20 protein-coding genes and 2 riboswitches are annotated in these 20,694 nt (G+C 57.2%); of the genes, 19 read left to right on the top strand and 1 reads right to left on the bottom strand.

From position 1 onward, the window contains the following. Positions 1-49 precede the first annotated feature (49 nt). Positions 50-1,711 carry a phosphoenolpyruvate--protein phosphotransferase gene (gene ptsP, locus BN4275_RS15450; protein WP_066459895.1) on the top strand — a complete coding sequence of 554 codons (1,662 nt, stop codon included), beginning with the start codon at positions 50-52 and terminating at the stop codon, positions 1,709-1,711. Between the two features lie 73 nt (positions 1,712-1,784). Then, positions 1,785-1,882, top strand: a riboswitch (THF riboswitch). Positions 1,883-1,945: 63 nt separating this feature from the next. Beyond that, complete coding sequence (locus BN4275_RS15445) at positions 1,946-2,536, top strand: folate family ECF transporter S component (protein WP_066459893.1); 591 nt, start codon at positions 1,946-1,948, stop codon at positions 2,534-2,536. An 83-nt stretch (positions 2,537-2,619) separates the two neighbouring features. Here the strand turns inward: BN4275_RS15445 and BN4275_RS15440 are convergent, their stop codons facing one another. Next, positions 2,620-3,090: a GNAT family N-acetyltransferase gene (locus tag BN4275_RS15440; protein ID WP_079988316.1), complete on the bottom strand. Its 471-nt coding sequence runs from the start codon at positions 3,088-3,090 to the stop codon at positions 2,620-2,622. Between the two features lie 248 nt (positions 3,091-3,338). Here BN4275_RS15440 and BN4275_RS15435 point away from each other — a divergent pair, with 248 nt between their 5' ends. From BN4275_RS15435 to BN4275_RS15355, 17 genes are all read left to right on the top strand, one after another. After that, on the top strand, positions 3,339-3,623 hold the full coding sequence (locus BN4275_RS15435; protein ID WP_066459889.1) for a co-chaperone GroES: 285 nt from the start codon (positions 3,339-3,341) through the stop codon (positions 3,621-3,623). A gap of 48 nt (positions 3,624-3,671) precedes the next feature. Next, entirely contained in the window at positions 3,672-5,294 is a 1,623-nt protein-coding gene (groL, locus tag BN4275_RS15430; RefSeq protein WP_066459886.1) for a chaperonin GroEL, read from the top strand. Positions 5,295-5,441: 147 nt separating this feature from the next. Then, on the top strand, positions 5,442-5,867 hold the full coding sequence (locus BN4275_RS15425; protein ID WP_066459884.1) for an RrF2 family transcriptional regulator: 426 nt from the start codon (positions 5,442-5,444) through the stop codon (positions 5,865-5,867). 166 nt (positions 5,868-6,033) lie between these two features. After that, positions 6,034-6,966 carry a cysteine synthase A gene (cysK, locus tag BN4275_RS15420; RefSeq protein WP_066459882.1) on the top strand — a complete coding sequence of 311 codons (933 nt, stop codon included), beginning with the start codon at positions 6,034-6,036 and terminating at the stop codon, positions 6,964-6,966. 476 nt (positions 6,967-7,442) lie between these two features. Continuing rightward, on the top strand, positions 7,443-7,940 hold the full coding sequence (gene purE / locus BN4275_RS15415) for a 5-(carboxyamino)imidazole ribonucleotide mutase (protein ID WP_066459879.1): 498 nt from the start codon (positions 7,443-7,445) through the stop codon (positions 7,938-7,940). 58 nt (positions 7,941-7,998) lie between these two features. Next, on the top strand, positions 7,999-8,709 hold the full coding sequence (gene purC, locus BN4275_RS15410; protein WP_066459877.1) for a phosphoribosylaminoimidazolesuccinocarboxamide synthase: 711 nt from the start codon (positions 7,999-8,001) through the stop codon (positions 8,707-8,709). A gap of 34 nt (positions 8,710-8,743) precedes the next feature. Continuing rightward, entirely contained in the window at positions 8,744-10,177 is a 1,434-nt protein-coding gene (gene purF, locus BN4275_RS15405) for an amidophosphoribosyltransferase (RefSeq protein WP_066459875.1), read from the top strand. A 16-nt stretch (positions 10,178-10,193) separates the two neighbouring features. Then, positions 10,194-11,234, top strand: coding sequence for a phosphoribosylformylglycinamidine cyclo-ligase (gene purM, locus BN4275_RS15400; RefSeq protein WP_066459873.1), 1,041 nt, complete (start codon positions 10,194-10,196; stop codon positions 11,232-11,234). Further along, on the top strand, positions 11,231-11,827 hold the full coding sequence (gene purN, locus BN4275_RS15395; RefSeq protein ID WP_066460512.1) for a phosphoribosylglycinamide formyltransferase: 597 nt from the start codon (positions 11,231-11,233) through the stop codon (positions 11,825-11,827). The genes purM and purN overlap by 4 nt, the downstream gene beginning before the upstream one ends. Positions 11,828-11,847: 20 nt before the next feature. Next, on the top strand, positions 11,848-12,549 hold the full coding sequence (locus BN4275_RS15390; protein WP_066460514.1) for an IMP cyclohydrolase: 702 nt from the start codon (positions 11,848-11,850) through the stop codon (positions 12,547-12,549). 12 nt (positions 12,550-12,561) lie between these two features. Further along, positions 12,562-13,737, top strand: a complete 1,176-nt coding sequence (locus tag BN4275_RS15385) for a phosphoribosylaminoimidazolecarboxamide formyltransferase (protein ID WP_066459871.1) — start codon at positions 12,562-12,564, stop codon at positions 13,735-13,737. A gap of 49 nt (positions 13,738-13,786) precedes the next feature. Beyond that, positions 13,787-15,058, top strand: coding sequence for a phosphoribosylamine--glycine ligase (gene purD, locus BN4275_RS15380; RefSeq protein WP_066459869.1), 1,272 nt, complete (start codon positions 13,787-13,789; stop codon positions 15,056-15,058). 28 nt (positions 15,059-15,086) lie between these two features. Then, a riboswitch (ZMP/ZTP riboswitch) is annotated at positions 15,087-15,171 on the top strand. Between the two features lie 81 nt (positions 15,172-15,252). Next, positions 15,253-17,478 carry a formate C-acetyltransferase gene (gene pflB / locus BN4275_RS15375; protein ID WP_066459867.1) on the top strand — a complete coding sequence of 742 codons (2,226 nt, stop codon included), beginning with the start codon at positions 15,253-15,255 and terminating at the stop codon, positions 17,476-17,478. Beyond that, positions 17,475-18,188: a pyruvate formate-lyase-activating protein gene (gene pflA / locus BN4275_RS15370; RefSeq protein ID WP_066459866.1), complete on the top strand. Its 714-nt coding sequence runs from the start codon at positions 17,475-17,477 to the stop codon at positions 18,186-18,188. Before pflB ends, pflA begins: the two co-directional genes overlap by 4 nt. Before the next feature lie 65 nt (positions 18,189-18,253). Further along, complete coding sequence (locus tag BN4275_RS15365) at positions 18,254-19,213, top strand: calcium/sodium antiporter (RefSeq protein ID WP_066459864.1); 960 nt, start codon at positions 18,254-18,256, stop codon at positions 19,211-19,213. A gap of 105 nt (positions 19,214-19,318) precedes the next feature. Next, positions 19,319-20,326 (top strand): PTS sugar transporter subunit IIC, encoded by a 1,008-nt coding sequence (locus BN4275_RS15360; protein WP_066460511.1) that lies wholly within the window; start codon positions 19,319-19,321, stop codon positions 20,324-20,326. Positions 20,327-20,374: 48 nt separating this feature from the next. Further along, positions 20,375-20,692: a hypothetical protein gene (locus BN4275_RS15355; RefSeq protein ID WP_066459862.1), complete on the top strand. Its 318-nt coding sequence runs from the start codon at positions 20,375-20,377 to the stop codon at positions 20,690-20,692. Positions 20,693-20,694 lie beyond the last annotated feature (2 nt).

Below are 20,694 nucleotides of genomic sequence, written 5' to 3'. Positions count from 1 at the left end.
TGACGGAACGTATTCCAAGGGTTCCCGGGGCGGGAAAAGGAGGAACGACATGCGGATTTTAAAAGGCGTCGGTGCGTCGCGCGGAATCGCGATCGGCCGAATCTTCTTTTTTGACAATGCGAATCATCGGGTGCAGCGCCGCACCGTGACCGATGCGGAGGAACAGCTCGCCCGGTTTGAATCCGCGCGCCGCGAAGCGGTGCGGATGCTCGCGCTACTGGAAAAAAAGGCGCTCGGGCAGGTGGGCCCGGAGGAATCCGCGATTTTTGAAATCCATCAGATGCTGATAGAGGACTGTGACTATACCGAACGGGTGACCAGCCTGATTCGTACAGAAGGTTATACGGCGGAATATGCCGTACAGGTGGCCGGCGAACAGCTGGAAGAGCTGTTCAAAGGCCTTGACGATCCGTATATGCAGGCCCGCGGCGCGGATATGGAGGATGTCACTGTTCGGATTGTGCGTACCCTGACTGGGGAGAGTGACTGCGCGCTCCCGGACAGCGCGCACCCGGCGGTTGTGGCCGCGCGAGACCTTCTGCCGAGTGAAACCATCCGCCTTGGTCACACCGGGACGCTGGCCTATCTGACAAGCGGCGGATCGGGAATTTCGCATTCCGCGATCCTTGCGCGCACGATGGAAATCCCAGCGGTGGTGGGCCTTGGGGAACAGATCGCCGATGTGCGTGAACAGGAGCTTGCCATTGTGGACGGTTTCACCGGGACGGTGGTGCTTTCGCCGGATGATACGACCCTTGCGGAATACACGAAGAAACAGGCGGAATACCGGGCGCGGCGTGAACGTTTGAAGCTTTATAAGGGCACACCCAACCGGACTGCGGATGGGATCACCATCCAAGTCGACGCGAACCTCGGCCACACCGCCGATCTCGGCGCCGCGCTCGAAAACGACGCGGACGGCGTTGGCCTTCTGCGCACCGAATTCCTGTTTCGGGAGGAAACCGGATACGCGGACGAGCAGACGCAGTTTGCGGCCTACCGCGCTGTCGCGGAAGGGATGGACGGCGGCCGGGTGGTGGTACGCACCTTTGACCCGGACCCTGGAAAAATGGGGGAGATGCTCGGTCTGCCAAAGGAGGAAAACCCCGCGCTTGGATGCAGGGGAATCCGTTTCCTGCTGCGGAGGACCGACCTGCTGTATCCACAGCTGCGGGCGCTGCTGCGCGCCTCGGCCTATGGGAACCTTGCGGTTCTGCTGCCGATGGTTTCGTCGGTGGCGCAGGTGCGGCAGGTGAAGGAAATGCTCGCTGCGTGCAGGCGGGAACTTGCCGGAAAGCAGATTCCTTTTTCGGACAAGCTGGAAGTCGGTGTGCTGATCGAAACGCCGGCCGCGGCGCTTTTGAGCGGGCAGCTGGCCAGAGAAGCGGATTTCTTTTCCATTGGGACGAACGATCTCATCCAGTATACACTGGCTGTGGGCCGGCAGGACAACAGCCTGCGGGAGCTTTATGATCCAAGTCATCCGGCGGTATTGCATCTGGTTGAAATGGCAGCCGCAGCTGCGGCCGAAAATGGGATCTGGTGTGGGATTTGCGGCGAAGCAGCCGCGGACCCGGGGATGACTGAGACCTTTTTGGCCCTTGGCGTCACCGAGCTTTCGGTCACCCCGCAGGCGATCCTGGAGATCCGCGAAAAGCTTCAGTCGGTCGACCTTTCCGAAGCGCGAAGGCGGGTCCGCGCTGCGCATTGAACCGCTGGTCTGTGAATTTTACTGGCGGGGGTTGCATTTTGAAAAAAATATGATATTATGGTTGCATACCCAAAGCAGAGTAGAAGCCAGTGCGTTAAGTGCCGCCCGGACGGGGAGTTGCCGGGTGGACGAAAAGGGTTCCTTGCGGTATTGGCTTCGCATCCCGCTGCTGCATCCAAAGAGATCTCCCTCTTTTCATGTAGCAAACGATGTTACATGAAAGGAGGTTTTTTTATGCTGGAAAAATCCAAATACCTTGCCGCGGAATTCATTGGCCTGCCGCGGCTGGTGAGTGATTCCGCGGCGGAGCTCAAAAATCTGCGGTCGCTCACTGGCTCCGGGCTGCTGTCCGCCCTGAGCGTGATCTTGAACCAGTTCACCATCTTTTTCAGCCAGGTCCTGCGGGTGAGTTTCACCTTCCTGCCGATTGCGCTTTCCGGGATGCTTTACGGCCCGGTGTTGACCGGCTCGCTCGGCGCGGTGGTTGACATCCTCAAATATTTCACCCGAAATGACGGCGGAGCCTTTTTCCCTGGCTTTACGATCAGCGAATTCATCGTTGGATTTCTGTATGGGCTGTTCCTTTACCGCAAACGGGTCACCCTTCCCCGGGTATTTATGGCCAGGCTGACGGTCACGGTGGTCAACAATCTGTTTTTGACCCCGCTGTGGCTTTCGATGCTGTATGGCGACGCGTTTGTGGCGCTGGTTGCGGCGCGTATTGTGAAAAATATCATCATGCTCCCCATCGAGACGGCGCTGCTCTACGTGATTCTCAAACAGGTCAGCGCCCTGCGGCTGCCCAGCCGCAATTATTCCGCCTGAGGACGCTCTGGGTATGCGTTCCTGCCGGGCACAGAGGAAAAACAAAAAACCGGCGGCTTTTTTGCCGCCGGTTTTTTCCATTTTCAGAGCTTTTTTCGCATGACGCGCATGGTGGGGGAAAATCCATAGGATTCGTACAGGCTGGCAGCCCGAATATTTTCTTCCAGGACGTTGAGTTCGAGATAGTCGAGCCCGCGCTGCCGCGCCCAGCTTTCCGACGCGGCGATGAGCGCGGAGCCGATCCCTTCGCCGCGCCGCGCGGCATGGACGGCCAGGTCCATGAGGTAGGCGTACCGATGCGGAACCAGGCAGCCGTAAGACGGGGTGGACTGTTCCTGCAGGAGCGCGAAGCCGACGGCCATTTTGCCGTCGCGCGCGACCAATAGGTCGGAACGGCTCCCGGTGATCACTGCCCGCAGGAAGGCCGGATCCTGCTGCGCGTGCCGGAAACTGTCAGGCTGCAGGTCAGCCATGGCCGAAAAAAGTTCCTTATAAAGCCCGCAGACTGTATCAATATCGGTTTCCGACGCGGGGATAATTTGGATGGGAGGCATAATAAAACCGCTTCCTTTTGCGCCGGGGATTCTTGAATGGACCGGCAGATACCTATACTCTAGCAAATTGGCAGGACAAATGCAACAGAAAAGTTTTCGTAAACTTTGTGACCAAAATGTTAATATTAAAAAAAGGGCTTGATTTTTGAAAATAATGTATTACAATAGTCTTAGCACTCAAAGATAAAGAGTGCTAAGAATTCTTCATTTGTCAATATTAATTATTATAACACGGGAGGAATTGAATCATGACGATTAAACCATTGGCAGACAGAGTTGTCACAAAGATGGTGGAAGCGGAAGAAACCACCAAGAGCGGCATCATCCTGGCCGGCTCCGCGAAAGAGAAACCTGAAATCGCGGAAGTGCTCGCGGTTGGCCCGGGCGGGCTGGTTGACGGAAAAGAGGTCAAGATGACCGTAAAGGTTGGCGACAAGGTCCTGATGAGCAAGTATAGCGGAACTCAGGTCAAGGTGGACGGCACCGAATATACCATCCTGCGCCAGGGCGATATCCTTGCAATCGTTGAATAAGTTCCAAACCCATTGATCCAGAAAGAAAATTGATAGGAGAGATACATCATGGCAAAGGTAATTTGTTACGGCGAGGAAGCCAGAAAATCGCTTCAGACCGGTATCGATAAACTTGCGGATACCGTTAAGATCACCCTCGGCCCGAAGGGCCGCAACGTCGTGCTCGACAAGAAGTTCGGCGCTCCGCTCATCACTAACGACGGCGTGACCATCGCCAAGGAGATCGAGCTTTCCGACGCTTACGAGAACATGGGCGCGCAGCTCGTCAAAGAGGTCGCTACCAAGACCAACGACGCTGCGGGCGACGGCACCACCACCGCGACCCTGCTGGCGCAGGCGCTGGTGCGCGAGGGCATGAAGAACGTCACCTCCGGCGCAAACCCGATGGCGATCAAAAAGGGCATCCAGAAGGCTGTCGACACCGCCGTTGACGCGATCAAGGACAATTCCAAGAAGATCAAGGGCAGCGAGGACATCGCCCGCGTCGCTTCGGTTTCTTCCGGCGACGAGTTTATCGGCAGCCTGATTTCCGAAGCCATGGAAAAGGTCACCGCTGACGGCGTCATCACCATTGAAGAATCCAAAACCGCCGAGACCTATATCGATGTTGTGGAAGGCATGCAGTTCGACCGCGGCTACATCACCCCGTATATGGTCACCGACACCGAGAAGATGGAAGCGATCCTCGACGATCCTTACATCCTCATCACCGATAAGAAGATCTCCTCCATCCAGGAAATTCTCCCGCTGCTCGAGCAGATTGTCCAGTCCGGCAAAAAGCTGCTGATCATCGCGGAGGATGTCGAAGGCGAAGCGCTTTCGACCCTGATTGTCAACCGCCTGCGCGGTACCTTCACCTGCGTCGCGGTCAAAGCACCGGGCTTCGGCGACCGCCGCAAAGAGATGCTGCGTGACATCGCGACCCTGACCGGCGGCGAAGTCATCAGTGAAGAGATCGGCCTCGAGCTGAAAGAAACCCAGGTTCCGCAGCTTGGCCGTGCGCGCCAGGTTGTTGTCCAGAAGGAAAACACCATCATCGTCGACGGTGCGGGTGAGAGCAAAGCGATCAAGGATCGTATCGCCCAGATCCGCGCCCAGATTGAAACCACCACCAGCGAATATGACAAAGAGAAACTCCAGGAACGCCTGGCGAAACTTTCCGGCGGCGTAGCGGTCATCAAGGTTGGCGCTGCGACCGAAGTCGAAATGAAAGAAAAGAAACTGCGCATTGAAGACGCGCTCTCCGCGACCAAAGCCGCGGTCGAGGAAGGCATCGTCGCCGGCGGCGGCGTGGCTCCACTCAATGCGATTCCGGCTGTTGAGAAGTTGCTTCCGTCGCTCGAAGGCGACGAGCGCACCGGTGCGAAGATTGTCCTGCGCGCACTGGAGGAGCCGATCCGCCAGATTGCGACCAATGCCGGTCTGGAAGGTTCGGTCATCATTGACAAGATCAAACGTTCCCGCAAGGTCGGCTACGGCTTTGATTTCCGCAAGGAGGCCTATGGCGATATGATCGAGCTCGGCATTGTCGACCCGACCAAGGTCACCAGAAGCGCTATCCAGAACGCGGCTTCGGTTGCGGCGATGGTACTGACAACCGAGAGCCTGGTCGCGGACGAGAAGGAAGAGACTCCTCCGGCGCCCCCGATGCCGCAGGGCGGAATGTACTAATCCCCAATCATATCCACGTAATGGCTTGGGAGCCGCTGCATGCAGATGCTGCGGCTCCTTTTCTATGTTCGATTTGAGTGGAATTTTAGAAAAGATGCTTGAACCCCTATTTTTCCCATGGTATATTATAGAAAAGGAGGCGGGCGCATGAAGATTTCAACAAAAGGACGCTACGCACTGCGGCTGATGATCGATCTTGCCCAGCATGATGCGGGGGAATATATTTCTTTGAAAGAAATTTCCGGCCGGCAGGAGATTTCGGTCAAATATTTGGAGCAGATTGTAATTCTGCTGGCAAAGGCCGGTTTTTTACGCAGTGTGCGCGGACCGCAGGGTGGATATAAGCTGGCTAAGCCGCCGCAGGAATACAAAGTGGGGGATATCCTGCGTCTCACGGAAGGAAGTCTTGCGCCGGTCGCCTGCCTGGAACATGAACCGAATGAATGCGCGCGCTATGGAGAATGCCCGACGATAGCGTTTTGGCAGGGGCTTGCGAAGGTTGTTAACAATTATGTGGACGGCATTACCCTGCAGGATCTCGTACCGAGCAGCCAGGATAACTATATGATCTGAATGCGAATATGATGGGAGCGGCGTTTTTGCCGCTTCCATTTTTTATAGAAAACGGGTTGACAAATTCTACAGTCCACGTTATAATGTAAATCATATTAAACATATATGAAATATAATGATTAAAAACGAAGCGATTCACAATAGCTGACCTGAAAGGAAGAGTGTGATGTCCAGAATCTATCACAGCGCAACAGAACTGATCGGCGGTACACCGCTGCTGGAACTTGCGAATTATGAAAAAACAAACGGCTTGAAAGCCACGATCCTCGCAAAGCTGGAATATTTCAATCCCGCTGGGAGCGTCAAGGACCGTATTGCAAAGGCAATGATCGATGACGCGGAGCAAAAAGGGTTTTTGAAGCCCGGCTCGGTGATCATCGAACCGACTTCCGGGAATACCGGCATCGGGCTTGCGTCGGTGGCTGCGGCGCGTGGATATCGGGTGATCCTCACCATGCCGGAGACGATGAGCGTCGAACGGCGCAATCTGCTGAAAGCGTATGGTGCCGAATTGATCCTTACCGACGGCGCGCTTGGCATGAAGGGCGCGATTGCGAAGGCGCGGGAGCTTGCTGAGGAAACCGAAGGCGGCTTTCTTCCAGGGCAGTTTGAAAACATGGCAAACCCGGCGGTGCATCGGGCAACCACTGGGCCGGAGATTTGGAACGACACCGACGGGAAGGTGGATTTCTTTGTTGCGGGCGTTGGCACCGGCGGAACGGTCACAGGAGTCGGCAGCTATTTGAAAGGAAAAAATCCCAACATCCGGGTGGTCGCGGTTGAGCCGGCCGGTTCGCCGCTTCTCTCGGAAGGCAAGGCCGGGCCGCACAAGATCCAGGGTATCGGCGCGGGTTTTGTCCCGGACGTGCTCGATACCGGGATTTACGACGAGGTCATCCGCGTGACCGACGATCAGGCGTTTGAGACTGGCCGGGCAATCGCGCGGAGGGAGGGCGTGCTGGTTGGCATCTCCTCCGGCGCGGCGGTTTATGCGGCGGCCGAGCTTGCAAAACGGCCTGAAAATGCCGGAAAGGTGATCGTGGCGCTTCTGCCAGACACTGGGGACAGATATCTCTCCACGCCGCTTTTTTCCGAATAAATCCTGCTTGTGCGAAACGCGCCGCAGGGGACACGACTGTTGTCCAGCCGTGTCCCCTGCAGTTTTTTTGTCGGAAAGCTGCATTTTTCGCAGCTTTTCCTGCGCGGCGGCAGCGCGCTTAGTCATACCATTCGGAGGAATCGACAAAAAGCAGGTGAGGGTTTCGTACCTTTTCAATCATCCATCCAATCTTTTTGAAAACAATGTTTACCGATTGAAAAATGACAAAAAATCCTGTAAACTTTAAGTAAGTAATCACAAAGGAGTGCGGCAGGAATGGCGTTGTTCTTGATCTTTTCACGGGCGCAGGGCGGCCTTGGCGCTCCGAATAGCCGGATCTCAGGGCAGGGGAACTGCTCTGGAATTGGTGTACCTGGAATCAAATAGAGGGGTTTTTGCAGGTTGCGGACGGTCGCAGCCTGTTTTCGTTTTTCCATAAGAAATAAGAATTGAAAGATAGAAAAGGAAGTGTCGACATGGCAGAAAGAAAAGTGGCTGTCATCATGGGCAGCGACAGCGATTTACCCATTGTGAAAGGCGCAATCAGCGCACTCAAGGAGTTTGGCATCGCAGTGGAAGTTCATGTGATGAGCGCTCACCGCACACCGGAGGCGGCCTGTGATTTCGCGGCGAATGCCCGCGACAACGGCTTTGCCGTGATTATCGCGGCGGCCGGCAAAGCGGCGCACCTGGCAGGTGTGCTCGCGGCGCATACCACCCTGCCGGTCATTGGAATCCCGGTCAAATCTTCCACGCTGGACGGCCTCGATTCTTTGCTTTCCACCGTGCAGATGCCTTCGGGTATCCCGGTCGCGACAGTCGCGATTGACGGCGCGCGCAATGCGGGCATCCTTGCCGCGCAGATGATCGGTATCTTTGACGCTGAGGTTGCCTTCAAGCTTTCCAAGAAGAAGCTTGAGATGAAGCAGGCGGTTCTCGAAAAGGATGCGAAGCTGCAGGAAGAGGAACTCTGAGCGTTACAGCCGGTAAAAAACACATTGAGATAAAAATGAAGAAGGAGACAGAACAGAAATGAAAAAGCTTGAACAACTCTATGAAGGCAAAGCGAAAAAAGTTTTCAAAACAGACGATCCGAACGCCTATATTGTGGAATACAAAGACGACGCGACCGCTTTTAACGGCCTGAAAAAGGGCACCATCGCGGGAAAGGGCGCCATCAACAACCGCGTTTCCAATCACCTGATGAAGATGCTTGAGAAAAACGGTATCCCGACCCACCTGATCGAAGAACTCTCCGAGCGTGAGACGCTGGTCAAAAAGGTCACAATCGTCCCGATCGAAGTGATTGTCCGCAATATTGCGGCCGGTTCGCTTTCGAAACGGCTGGGCCTTCCCGAGGGGCAAAAGCTGGCCAAGACAGTGCTTGAGTACAGCTACAAGGACGACGCGCTTGGCGACCCGATGATCAACGACTACCATGTCTTTGCCATGGAGCTCGCCACCCCGGAGGAGCTCAAGCTCATCGCTGATTACTCCTTCAGGATCAACGACCTGCTCGCGGCTTATCTCAAAGACCTGAACATCGAGCTGATCGACTTCAAACTCGAATACGGCAAGACTCCGGACGGCCAGATCATCCTCGCGGATGAAATTTCGCCCGATACCTGCCGCTTCTGGGACAGCACCACCGGTGAGAAGCTTGACAAAGACCGTTTTCGCCGCGATATGGGCGGTGTGGAGGATGCCTACCACGAGGTCATGAAACGCCTGCTCGGCGAATAAGCAGCCCTATTTTACCCGTTGGGAGTGAAAAAATTTGTTCGATCAACTGCATGAAGAATGCGGCGTTTTTGGTATCTATGAGGACAAACCCACCGATGTCGCATCCAGTGCTTATTTCGCGCTTTATGCCCTGCAGCACCGTGGACAGGAGAGCTGCGGCATCGCGGTCAACGACGACGGCGTGATTACCTGCCACAAGGATGTCGGGCTGGTTCCCGAGGTTTTTGACCGCGACACGCTTGAAAAGCTTGGGAAAGGCAGCATGGCGGTTGGCCACTGCCGCTATTCCACCACCGGCAATTCGAGCGCAATCAACGCACAGCCGCTGGTGGTGCGCCACTGCAAGGGTGCGATGGCGCTCGCCCACAACGGCAACCTGGTCAACGCCCAGCAGCTGCGCCACCAGCTGGAATTAAACGGCGCTATCTTCCACACAACCAACGACACCGAAGTCATCAGCTATATCATTACGCGGGAGCGCCTGATGGCCGGCAGCATTGAGGAAGCGGTCGAAAAGGCGATGCTCACCATCAAAGGGGCCTATTCGCTGATTGTGATGAGCCCCAAAAAACTGATTGCGGCGCGCGATCCGAACGGCTTTAGGCCGCTCTGCCTAGGCAGGACCGACGGCGGCTATGTGATCGCTTCGGAGAGCTGTGCGCTCGATTCGATCGGCGCGCACCTGGTCCGCGACGTGGAGCCGGGCGAGATCATCGTGATTGAAAATGGTGAGCTGCGCAGCATCCGCACCCACTGCGGTGGGAAGTCGAGCTTCTGCGTCTTTGAATACGTCTACTTCGCACGCCCCGATTCGGTGATTGAAGGGGTCAGCGTGCATGAGGCGCGCCAGAATGCCGGCCGTATCCTTTATCGGGAGCATCCGGTCGAGGCGGATGTCGTCATCGGCGTGCCGGATTCCGGCCTTGATGCGGCGCTCGGTTTTTCGAAGGAGTCCGGAATCCCCTATGGGGTTGGTTTCATCAAGAACAGATACATCGGCCGCACCTTTATCCAGCCCACCCAGGGCCAGCGGGAAAACTCGGTGCGCATCAAGCTCAATGTCATCGCGGAAACGGTGAAGGACAAACGGGTCGTGCTTATCGACGATTCGATCGTCCGCGGGACCACCTGTGCGCGTATCGTAAAACTTCTGCGGGAAGCAGGCGCGAAGGAAGTACATTTCGTGGTTTCCGCGCCGCCGTTTGTGAATCCGTGCTATTTTGGCACCGATATCGACAGCCGCGACAAGCTGATTGCCTGCCGGATGAGCATCCCGGAGATTGAAAAGCAGATCGGGGTCGATTCGCTCCATTATCTGAGCGTTGACGGCGTGCAGAAGATTGCAAAGGGAGCCAACTGCGACTTCTGCGTCGGCTGTTTCACCGGGGAATATCCGGTGCAGGTCCCGGGCGAGATGCCGAAGGACAAATTTGAATACAAGATCAGTGAAAAACAGAATCGTAAATAAGCAGGAGGAAGCAGGCATGAAAAACAGCTTTTCCGAATCCTATAAAGCCGCTGGCGTCGACGTAACCGCCGGATATAAGGCGGTCGAATTGATGAAAGCCCATGTCGCGCGTACCATGACCGGTGGCGTGATGGGCGCGATCGGCGGTTTTGGCGGGCTTTTTGAACTGGATCTCACCGGGATGCCGCACCCGGTGCTCTGTGCGGGGACCGATGGCGTGGGAACCAAGCTGAAGCTGGCGTTTTTGATGGATAAGCACGACACGGTGGGCATCGACTGCGTGGCGATGTGCGTCAACGATATCGTTTGCTGCGGGGCAAAGCCGCTCGTCTTTCTCGATTACATCGCCTGCGGAAAGAATTTTCCGGAGAAGGTCGCTTCGATCGTTTCCGGCGTGGCGGAGGGCTGCGTCCAGGCCGGCTGTGCGCTCACCGGCGGCGAAACCGCCGAGATGCCCGGTTTTTATCCGGAGGACGAGTACGACCTCGCAGGCTTCTCGGTCGGCGCGGTGGACCGGGATAAAATCCTTGACCCCGCAAAGGTCGAAAACGGCGATGTGCTGATTGGCCTTCGCTCGAGCGGCGTGCATTCGAACGGTTTCTCGCTTGTGCGCAAGGTGTTCGATGTCGAAAATTCAAACTGCCTCAACAAATATTACGGGGAGCTGGGCATGACGCTGGGTGAAGCGCTGCTTGCACCGACCAGGATCTATGTCAAGCCAGTGCTCGCCGTGATGGACGCGGTCAAGGTCAAATCGATCTCCCACATCACCGGCGGCGGCTTTTATGAGAATATCCCGCGCGCGCTTCCGGAAGGCAAACGCGCGGTGATCAGCCAGAAGGCGGTAGAGCCTCTTCCGATCTTCGATGTTATCCAAAAGACCGGGAAGATTCCCGAACGCGATATGTACAACACCTTCAATATGGGCACCGGAATGATGCTCATCGTCGGCAAAGACGACGCACAGCGCGCGGTTGAACTCCTCAACGCGCAAGGTGAGCAGGCAAAAGTGCTCGGTTACATCGAGGACGGCGAGAAGGGGATCGAGCTATGCTGAAAAATGTCGTCGTGCTCGTGTCAGGCGGCGGTACCAACCTGCAGGCCCTGATCGATGCTGAACAGCGCGGGGAGATCCGCGGCGGAAAAATTTCCCGCGTCATCTCCTCGAACCCGCAAGCCTACGCGCTGGAACGGGCGAAGAAGGCTGGCATCCTTACGGAGGTGCTCGCGCGCAGGCAGTATCAGTCGCGCGAGGACTACGATTCCGCGCTGATGGCGGCCTTGGAACGGGCGCAGGCCGATCTCATTGTACTGGCGGGATTCATGTATGTGCTGGGGCCCGATTTGGTACAGGCGTATGAGCGCCGGATCATCAACGTACATCCCTCGCTGATCCCGTCTTTCTGTGGGGACGGCTTTTATGGGCTGCGTGTCCATGAGGCGGCGCTCGCCTACGGCGTAAAAGTCACCGGCGCGACGGTGCATTTTGTGAACGAAGTGACTGACGGCGGCCAGATCATCCTGCAAAAAGCGGTTGATGTGCGCGAAGGCGACACGCCCGAAGTCCTGCAGAAGCGGGTCATGGAAGAAGCGGAGTGGAAGCTGCTGCCCGAGGCGGTTTCCCTTTTCTGCGAAGGAAAGATTCAATGACAGGAAGGGAAGGAAAGAAGATGAAAGCGTTACCGATTGGCGGACTGCTCAGAAACAATGCGTACCCCGGCCGCGGCATCATCCTGGGAAAGAGCGCGGACGGGCGTTCGGCCGTGATTGCGTACTTTATCATGGGCCGCAGCGAGAACAGCCGCAACCGTGTCTTTGTGGCGGACGGAGAGGGTATCCGTACAGAGGCGTTCGATCCCGCGAAGCTTCGTGACCCGTCCCTTATCATCTATTCGCCGGTGCGGGTATTGGACACCACCACCATTGTCACAAACGGTGACCAGACCGATACGGTCTATGACTTTATGACCGAGGGCAAATCCTTTGTCAAGGCGCTGCGTACCCGTACCTTTGAGCCGGACGCGCCGAACTTCACCCCGCGCATCTCCGGCGTGGTGAACGGCTTCGATTACCGCCTTTCGATTCTTAAAAGCGGGAACGGCGACCCTGCGGTCACCGAACGCCAGTTCTTTGAATACACGGATACTCCCGCCGGAACCGGACATTTCATCCATACCTACAAAGGCGACGGCGATCCGATCCCGTCGTTTGAAGGCGAGCCGGAATATGTGACGGTCGAGGGCGATATCGAGGAATACACCAATCTGCTGTGGGAAAGCCTCAACCCGGACAACAAGGTCTCGCTCTTTGTGCGCTTCATCAATCAGGAGACCGGTGAATATGATACCCGGATCGTCAATAAGAACGTTTAAGGAGGCAGGGAAATGGCAAAGGAACTCGAACTGAAATATGGCTGCAACCCCAATCAGAAGCCCGCGCGCATCTTCATGCGGGAGGGCGATCTGCCAGTTACCGTTTTAAACGGCAAACCGGGCTTCATAAACTTCCTTGACGCGTTCAACTCCTGGCAGCTTGTGAAGGAGCTGAAAGCGGCCACGGGACTGCCGAGCGCGGCATCCTTTAAGCATGTGAGCCCGGCGGGCGCGGCGGTCGGTCTGCCGCTTTCCGACACCCTCAAAAAGATCTACTTCACCGGGGACGGGGAGCTTTCTCCGATCGCCTGTGCTTACGCGCGCGCGCGCGGCGCCGACCGCATGTCCTCCTACGGCGACTGGGTCGCGCTTTCGGATGTCTGCGACGCGGACACCGCGAACCTGCTCAAGGTGGAGGTTTCGGACGGCGTCATCGCGCCGGGCTACACCGACGAAGCGCTTGCCATCCTGAAAACCAAGCGCAAAGGCGGTTACAACGTCGTGCAGATCGATCCGGATTATGTCCCGGCTGCGGTAGAGCACAAGGATGTTTTCGGCGTGACCTTTGAGCAGGGCCGCAATGATCTCAAGATTGATGCAAAAATGCTGGAAAACGTTGTCACCAATACCAAAGAAATCCCGGAAGGCGCGCAGCGCGACCTGGTGATTGCGCTGATCGCCCTCAAATACACCCAGTCGAACTCGGTCTGCTACGCGAAGGACGGCCAGTGCATCGGCATCGGCGCGGGACAGCAGTCCCGTATCCATTGCACCCGGCTCGCGGGCAACAAGGCGGACATCTGGTGGCTGCGCCAGCACGAAAAGGTGCTCTCCCTGCCGTTTAAGGCGGATATTCGCCGTCCCGACCGCGACAATACGATCGATGTGTACATCTCCGAGGACTACATGGACGTGCTGGCGGATGGCATGTGGCAGCAGTTCTTCACCGAACAGCCCGCCCCGCTCACCCGGGAAGAGAAACGCGCCTGGCTCGACCGGATGACCGGCGTGGCGCTTGGTTCGGACGCGTTCTTCCCGTTTGGCGATAATATCGAGCGTGCCAATCGTTCGGGCGTCAAATTCATCGCGCAGCCGGGCGGTTCGATCCGCGACGACAATGTGATCGAAACCTGCGACAAATACGGTATCGCAATGGCCTTCACCGGCATCCGCCTCTTCCACCATTAATAGGTGCGCTGTTCAGACGCGCTGAATAATCCGATAGGGAGAATCATCTATGAAAATATTGGTAGTCGGCGGCGGCGGGCGTGAGCATGCGATCGTCCGCAAGCTGAAAGAAAATCCCAAGGCAACCGAAATCTTCTGCGCACCCGGAAACGGCGGCATCTCCGCCGACGCCGTCTGTGTGCCGATCAAGGCGACCAACGTGGACGGGATGGCCTCCTTTGCAAAGGAGAATCAAATCGATTTCGTGGTGGTCGCGCCGGATGATCCGCTTGTGCTCGGCATGGTCGATGCGATGAATGCCGCGGGGATCGATACCTTTGGTCCGACCAGGGCCGCCGCGCGCATCGAAGGCAGCAAGGTCTTTTCCAAAGATCTCATGAAGAAATACGGCATCCCAACCGCCGGTTATGAGACCTTCGACGATCCGGCGAAGGTGATCGATTACATCAAGGCGCAGAGCACCTTCCCGGCGGTCATCAAGGCGGACGGGCTTGCGCTCGGCAAGGGCGTCATTATCGCGCAGAACCTGCAGGAGGCGGAGGACGCGGTCCATTCGATCATGCAGGATAAGATCTTCGGCGCGTCCGGAAGCCGGGTCGTGGTCGAGGAATTCCTCACCGGCCCGGAAGTGAGCGTGCTCGCGTTCTGTGACGGTGAAACGGTCGTGCCGATGGTTTCCTCGATGGATCACAAACGCGCGCTCGACGGCGATCAGGGCCTCAACACCGGCGGTATGGGAACCGTCGCGCCGAACCTCTGTTACACGGCGGAGATTGCGGAAGTATGTATGAAGGAGATCTTCCGCCCCACGATGGACGCAATGAAGGCGGAGGGCTGCCCGTTCTCCGGCTGCCTCTTCTTCGGCCTGATGCTGACGCCGGACGGCCCGAAGGTGATCGAATATAACTGCCGGTTCGGGGACCCGGAAACGCAGGTGGTCCTGCCGCTTCTGGAGACAGATCTGCTCGAGATCATGCTCGCCATCCGTGACCGGCGGCTTCATGAGATCGAGGTCCGGTTCGCAGGCCGCCATGCGGCCTGCGTGGTCATGGCGAGCGGCGGCTACCCGGTTAAATACCAGACCGGCTGCCTGATCGAGGGACTTGACGAAAACGGTCAACGTCCGGACGCGACCGTCTACCACGCCGGCACCAAGCGGGACGCGGAGGGCTATAAGACCGCCGGCGGGCGGGTTCTGGGTGTGACCTGCACCGGCGACACCGCCAAGGAAGCGCTCGAAAAAGCATACGCGGCCGTGGAGAAGATCCATTTTCAGGATGCGCATTACCGCCGCGACATCGGCGCGAAAAACACGCTTTGACAGCGAGGGAAACCCGCAAAAGATAAAAATACCCTTCCGTAACTGACGGTACGATGTGGGCAACCACAGGGGAGCGGAATGGGATAACCGAGCCGACCGTCTGGGCACACCTGTGAATAAATTGCAGGGGTGCCCTTTTTGTTTCCCGTAAGGGGCAAAAAGGGCGCCGGGTGAAAAAGAAAGGAAGGTTTACCATGAACGCATGGGAAGGATTCAAAAAGGGCAGCTGGTGCGAAGCGATCAATGTGCGGGATTTTATCCAGCGCAACTACCAGCCATATGATGGTGATGAACATTTTCTTGCCGGGCCGACCGAACGTACCAAAAAGCTGATGGAGAAATTAAACGGGCTGTTCGCCAGAGAACGGGAAAAGGGCGGGGTGCTCGATGTAGATGTTTCGACCGTCTCGTCGCTGCTCCATTACCAGCCGGGCTACCTCGACCAGGAAAACGAGCTGATCGTGGGTTTACAGACCGACGCTCCGCTCAAGCGCGGGGTCAACCCATTCGGCGGCATCCGGATGGTCAAATCCTCCTGCGAGGCCTATGGTTATGCGCTTTCGCCGCGCATTCTCGACGAATTCCAGTACCGTACCACCCACAACGACGGGGTCTTTCGGGTCTATTCGGACGAGATGAAAGCCGCCCGCCACACGGGGCTCATCACCGGCCTGCCGGACGCCTACGGCCGCGGCAGGATCATAGGAGACTACCGGCGGGTTGCGCTTTATGGCGTCAACCGCCTGATTGCGGAAAAACAGAAGGACAAGGCGAAGCTCGCAGAGGGCCTGATGGACACCGATTCGATCCGCCAGAGCGAGGAGCTCTATCAGCAGATCAGCTTTTTGGAGAAACTCAAGGGCATGGCGGAGCTTTACGGCATCGATATCTCAAACCCCGCGGAAAACGCGCGCGAAGCGATCCAGTGGACCTATTTTGGATATCTCGGCGCAATCAAGGAGCAAAACGGCGCGGCGATGTCGCTTGGACGGGTATCCACCTTCTTTGACATCTATCTCGAACGGGATATCGCACGCGGCCTGCTCGACGAAAGCGGCGCACAGGAGCTGCTCGACGACTTTGTGATGAAACTGCGTATGGCGCGCCATCTGCGCACACCGGAATATAACGCGCTCTTCGGCGGCGACCCGATGTGGATCACCGAAAGCGTGGGCGGCATGGGCGAAGATGGCCGGACCCTTGTCACCAGAAGCTCCTACCGGATGCTCCACACCCTTTACACGCTCGGCCCTTCCCCGGAGCCAAACCTCACCGTCCTGTGGTCGCTGGCGCTGCCGGAGGCGTTCAAGCGCTTCTGCGCGCAGGTTTCAATCGACACCGATTCGATCCAGTACGAGAACGACGACCTCATGCGGCCCATCTACGGCGACGACTATGGCATCGCCTGCTGTGTCTCGGCGATGAAAATCGGTAAACAGATGCAATTTTTTGGCGCGCGCTGCAACCTTCCGAAACTCCTGCTGCTCGCCCTGAACGGCGGCGTTGACGAGATGAAGGGCACGCGTGTCGGCCCGCAGATGGCGCCTTACAAGGAGGAGTACCTCGATTACACGGCGGTCATGGGCCGCTTTGAGGCATATCGCACCTGGCTTTGCAGGCTCTATGTCAACACCCTCAACGTCATCCATTACATGCACGACAAATATGCTTACGAGAAAACGCAGATGGCGCTGCATGACACCGAAGTCGAGCGGTTCATGGCGTTTGGCGTGGCAGGGCTTTCGGTGCTGGCCGACTCTTTCTCCGCCATTAAATATGCGAAGGTGAAAGTGCTGCGCGGCGAAAACGGGCTGATCACCGGCTTTGAAACCGAAGGGGATTTTCCGAAGTACGGCAACGACGATGACCGCGTGGACGAAATTGCCCAAAAGATTGTATCGGATTTCTCCGCCGAACTCTGTAAAACCCCGGCTTACCGCGGCGCAAAGCACACCCTTTCGGTGCTGACCATCACCTCGAACGTGGTTTACGGCAAAAAGACCGGATCCACCCCGGATGGACGGAAAACAGGCGAACCCTTCGCTCCTGGAGCGAATCCGATGCACAACCGGGAGCAGAATGGCGCCCTCGCGTCGCTTAATTCGGTGGCGAAGCTTCCGTATGCGGTCTGCCGCGACGGCATTTCGAACACTTTCTCGATCGTTCCGCAGGCGCTTGGCGAGGACAGCAAAACCCGCGCCGCAAATCTGACGAGCATCCTGGACGGCTATTTTGCGCAGATGGCGCACCACATCAATGTGAACGTATTGAATCGGGAAATGCTGGTCGAAGCGATGGAACATCCCGACCGCTATCCCAACCTGACCATCCGGGTGTCCGGCTATGCGGTCAACTTCCATAAGCTCACGCGCGAGCAGCAGAGGGAAGTGATCAGCCGCACCTTCCACGAGCGGGTATGACCGGGCGGATCGCAAAGCTCGAAACGCTCGGCGCGGTGGACGGGCCGGGCGTGCGGGCGGTGGCCTTTTTGCAGGGATGTCCGCTGCGGTGCGCCTGCTGCCACAATCCGGAAACCTGGGATGTGGCTGGTGGAGAGGAGATAGACGCAGAAACGCTTGCGGCGCGCCTTCTGCGTTACCGGCCGTATTTCGGGCGGGATGGCGGGGTGACCCTTTCGGGCGGCGAACCGCTTTTGCAGGCGGCATTTGCCGCCGAGACGTTCCAACTCTGCCGTGCCGCAGGGGCCGGTACCGTCCTCGACACCTCCGGATGTTTGCTGAACAGGGAGGTGGAGCGAGCTCTTTCCGAAACCGATCTCGTGCTGCTCGACCTCAAATACACCGATGAAGCGGACTACCGTGCCCATACTGGCGGCAGCCTTGCCGACACGTTGCGCTTTCTTGCCCATCTGCAAAAGCGGGATATCCCGGTCTGGCTGCGGCAGGTGAGCATTCCGGGTCTCACCGACGGGGAAGAAAACCTGAAACGGCTGGCGGAGATTGCAAAAGCGCATTCCTGCGTGAAGAAGGTGCAGCTTCTGCCGTTTCGGACCCTCTGCGCCGAAAAATATGAACGGCTCGGCATGCCGTTCCCGTTGGCGGGCACGCCGCAGCCGGACGCGGCCAAAATGCGGCGGCTCAACCAAATTCTGCAAACCCATCTCAAATAACGCATGTACCGCTCCCTTTTCGTCATACACTTTACAGACATGACGAAAAGGGAGCGGATCTGGTTTTGGAACTGTGGATGCCGGTATTGTTATTTGCCGTTGGAGTTGCGGCATTGGTCTGGGGAGGGGATACTTTTGTCGGCGCGGCCTCATGGATCGCGGAAAAGACCGGAATTCCCAAATTTGTCATCGGCGCGACGGTGGTGAGCTTTGCGACAACGCTGCCGGAATTGATCGTTTCGCTGATGGCTACGCTGGACGGATCAATCGACATGGCGGTGGGCAATGCGATCGGTTCGGTTTCCGCGAACATCGGGCTCATCATGGGTATCTCGCTGCTGGTACTGCCCGCGAAACTCGACGATGTGAGCTTCTGGGCCAAGGGCGCGGTGATGATCATTTCGACAGCGTTTCTGGGCGCGTTTGTGATCGACGGGGCGATCGGGGTGCTCGAAAGCCTTGTGCTGCTGACGCTCCTGTTCATTTTCCTCTTTTTGAACCTCAATTCCATGAAGATGGCGAGCATGTTCCCAGACCCGCGCCAGCCGCGGAAACGGCCGGGCGCTGGGGAAATCTTTGCGCATCTGATGAAGTTCATCCTGGGGCTGTCAGGTATCCTGCTCGGCGCGGACCTGTTGGTCGATAATGGGGAACGGCTTGCACGCATGATGGGGGTGCCGGAAGCGCTCGTAGGGCTCACCTTTGTGGCGATCGGAACTTCGCTGCCCGAGCTCATCACCACCATTTCGGCAATTGTACGGCGGGAATCCTCCCTTTCGGTTGGCAACATTGTGGGAGCGAATATCATCGACATCACGATGATTCTTGCCTCCTGTGCCTTTGTTTCGGAGGGCCGCCTGCGGGTCAACGCGCAGACGGCATCACTCGATGTGCCGGTGACACTGGTGCTGATGGTGATTGCGGTGGTACCGGCGGTTTTGCATCGCCGCTTTGCGCGTTGGCAGGGGATTTTGCTGTTGGCGGTTTACGGCGGATATATCTGCCATATCGCGCTGACTATGTGATAAAGATTTTCCCGAAATTCTATGGACATTTCTGAACGGATGCGGTATAATGCAATGCAGTGCTGTATTGACAGATGTATTGACATGTTTGAGGGGATGTTCATCATGGATCTTTTGCGGAAATTTTTCAAACGTTATTTTATCGATGCGATGAGCGCGATGGCGCTCGGCCTGTTTTCCTCGCTCATCATCGGGCTGGTGATCTCTCAGATCGCGAAGATTCCGGGCCTTTCATTTTTGGCGCAGCTTTCCGAAGTGCTTGGCGCGTCCTCGCCGGTGGTTGGCGCGGCGATCGGCACCGCGGTGGCTTGGGGACTCAAATCAAAGCCGCTCGTGACTTTTTCGTGCGTGGCCTGTGGTGCGATCGGCTATGCGGCGGGCGGCCCGGTGGGCGCGTATATCGCCGCCGTGGTCGGCAGCGAGATCGGCTCGCTTGTTGCGGGCAAGACCGGTGTGGATATCATCCTCACCCCAATTGTAACGATTATCTCGGGCGGATTTGTCGGGCAGTTCGCGGGCGGTTATGTCCAGAATTTCATGACCTTCCTGGGAAGCGTTATCAACACAGCCACCGAGATGTCGCCGGTACCGATGGGAATTATCATTTCGGTGATCGTCGGCATGGCTCTGACAGCGCCGATCTCTTCGGCGGCGCTGTGCATTATGCTCGACCTGTCCGGTATCGCGGCGGGCGCCGCGACAGTCGGCTGCTGCGCGCAGATGGTTGGATTCGCGGTGATGGGCTTTAAGGACAACGGATTCGGCGGGCTCATCAGCGTGGGTATCGGCACGTCGATGCTGCAGTTTTCAAACATCATGCGCCGTCCACAGCTCTGGATCCCGCCGACGGTTGCGGGCGCAATTCTGGGTCCCATCTCCACCCGCGTTCTGCGTATGACCAACACAGCGTCCGGCGCTGGCATGGGGACGAGCGGCCTGGTTGGGCAGTTTGGAACGCTGGCCGCAATGGAGGGAACCTCCGGCACGGTGCTTTTCGCGGAGATCCTGATCATGCATTTTATCCTGCCTGCCGTGCTTACGCTTCTCATCTACGGCGCGCTGTGCAAGTTTGGATGGATCAAGAAGGGCGATCTTAAAATTTCGGTGGGTTAAGTCGCGTCGGAAGCCTCCTGCATAGAATGGCAGGGGGAGGTGGCGCAAATGGCGACAGATTCGACCGGTGTGGTCGGCGCATCAGGGCTTTCAGGAGAACTGGTAGCCGATGCGCAGGCACGTGAGGCCGCACAGGCTGCCGGATCACAGCCCTCTGGCCAGCCGAAGCGGCAGCAGCCCACACAGCAGCAGATGACCGGCGAAGGCGCACAGTTTGTCTATGCTGCCGCCACGGTGGCCAATATCCTCTGCGACAACCTGTCACAGACGCAGATCAACCTGCTGGCGAACTTCCTGTCGGTGATCACCACCTGCGTTTATGCAATCCTGACAGTCGAGAATCCAAATGAGCTTTTGAGCGACTGAAC

The organism is Anaerotruncus rubiinfantis, assembly GCF_900078395.1.
Taxonomy (GTDB): domain Bacteria; phylum Bacillota; class Clostridia; order Oscillospirales; family Ruminococcaceae; genus Anaerotruncus; species Anaerotruncus rubiinfantis.
Note: the sequence above shows the minus strand (reverse complement) of the source record. Positions and strands in the feature narration are given on the sequence as shown.

Bases quoted from the DNA above. Each gene is read 5' to 3' on its own strand.
- BN4275_RS15390 (WP_066460514.1), top strand. From the start codon at position 11,848: ATGAAAGCGTTACCGATTGGCGGACTGCTCAGAAACAATGCGTACCCC.
- cysK (WP_066459882.1), top strand. From the start codon at position 6,034: ATGTCCAGAATCTATCACAGCGCAACAGAACTGATCGGCGGTACACCG.
- BN4275_RS15355 (WP_066459862.1), top strand. From the start codon at position 20,375: ATGGCGACAGATTCGACCGGTGTGGTCGGCGCATCAGGGCTTTCAGGA.
- BN4275_RS15435 (WP_066459889.1), top strand. From the start codon at position 3,339: ATGACGATTAAACCATTGGCAGACAGAGTTGTCACAAAGATGGTGGAA.
- purM (WP_066459873.1), top strand. From the start codon at position 10,194: ATGAAAAACAGCTTTTCCGAATCCTATAAAGCCGCTGGCGTCGACGTA.
- BN4275_RS15385 (WP_066459871.1), top strand. From the start codon at position 12,562: ATGGCAAAGGAACTCGAACTGAAATATGGCTGCAACCCCAATCAGAAG.
- BN4275_RS15425 (WP_066459884.1), top strand. From the start codon at position 5,442: ATGAAGATTTCAACAAAAGGACGCTACGCACTGCGGCTGATGATCGAT.
- BN4275_RS15440 (WP_079988316.1), bottom strand. From the start codon at position 3,090: ATGCCTCCCATCCAAATTATCCCCGCGTCGGAAACCGATATTGATACA.
- BN4275_RS15445 (WP_066459893.1), top strand. From the start codon at position 1,946: ATGCTGGAAAAATCCAAATACCTTGCCGCGGAATTCATTGGCCTGCCG.
- pflB (WP_066459867.1), top strand. From the start codon at position 15,253: ATGAACGCATGGGAAGGATTCAAAAAGGGCAGCTGGTGCGAAGCGATC.
- purC (WP_066459877.1), top strand. From the start codon at position 7,999: ATGAAAAAGCTTGAACAACTCTATGAAGGCAAAGCGAAAAAAGTTTTC.
- ptsP (WP_066459895.1), top strand. From the start codon at position 50: ATGCGGATTTTAAAAGGCGTCGGTGCGTCGCGCGGAATCGCGATCGGC.
- groL (WP_066459886.1), top strand. From the start codon at position 3,672: ATGGCAAAGGTAATTTGTTACGGCGAGGAAGCCAGAAAATCGCTTCAG.
- purE (WP_066459879.1), top strand. From the start codon at position 7,443: ATGGCAGAAAGAAAAGTGGCTGTCATCATGGGCAGCGACAGCGATTTA.
- pflA (WP_066459866.1), top strand. From the start codon at position 17,475: ATGACCGGGCGGATCGCAAAGCTCGAAACGCTCGGCGCGGTGGACGGG.
- BN4275_RS15360 (WP_066460511.1), top strand. From the start codon at position 19,319: ATGGATCTTTTGCGGAAATTTTTCAAACGTTATTTTATCGATGCGATG.
- purD (WP_066459869.1), top strand. From the start codon at position 13,787: ATGAAAATATTGGTAGTCGGCGGCGGCGGGCGTGAGCATGCGATCGTC.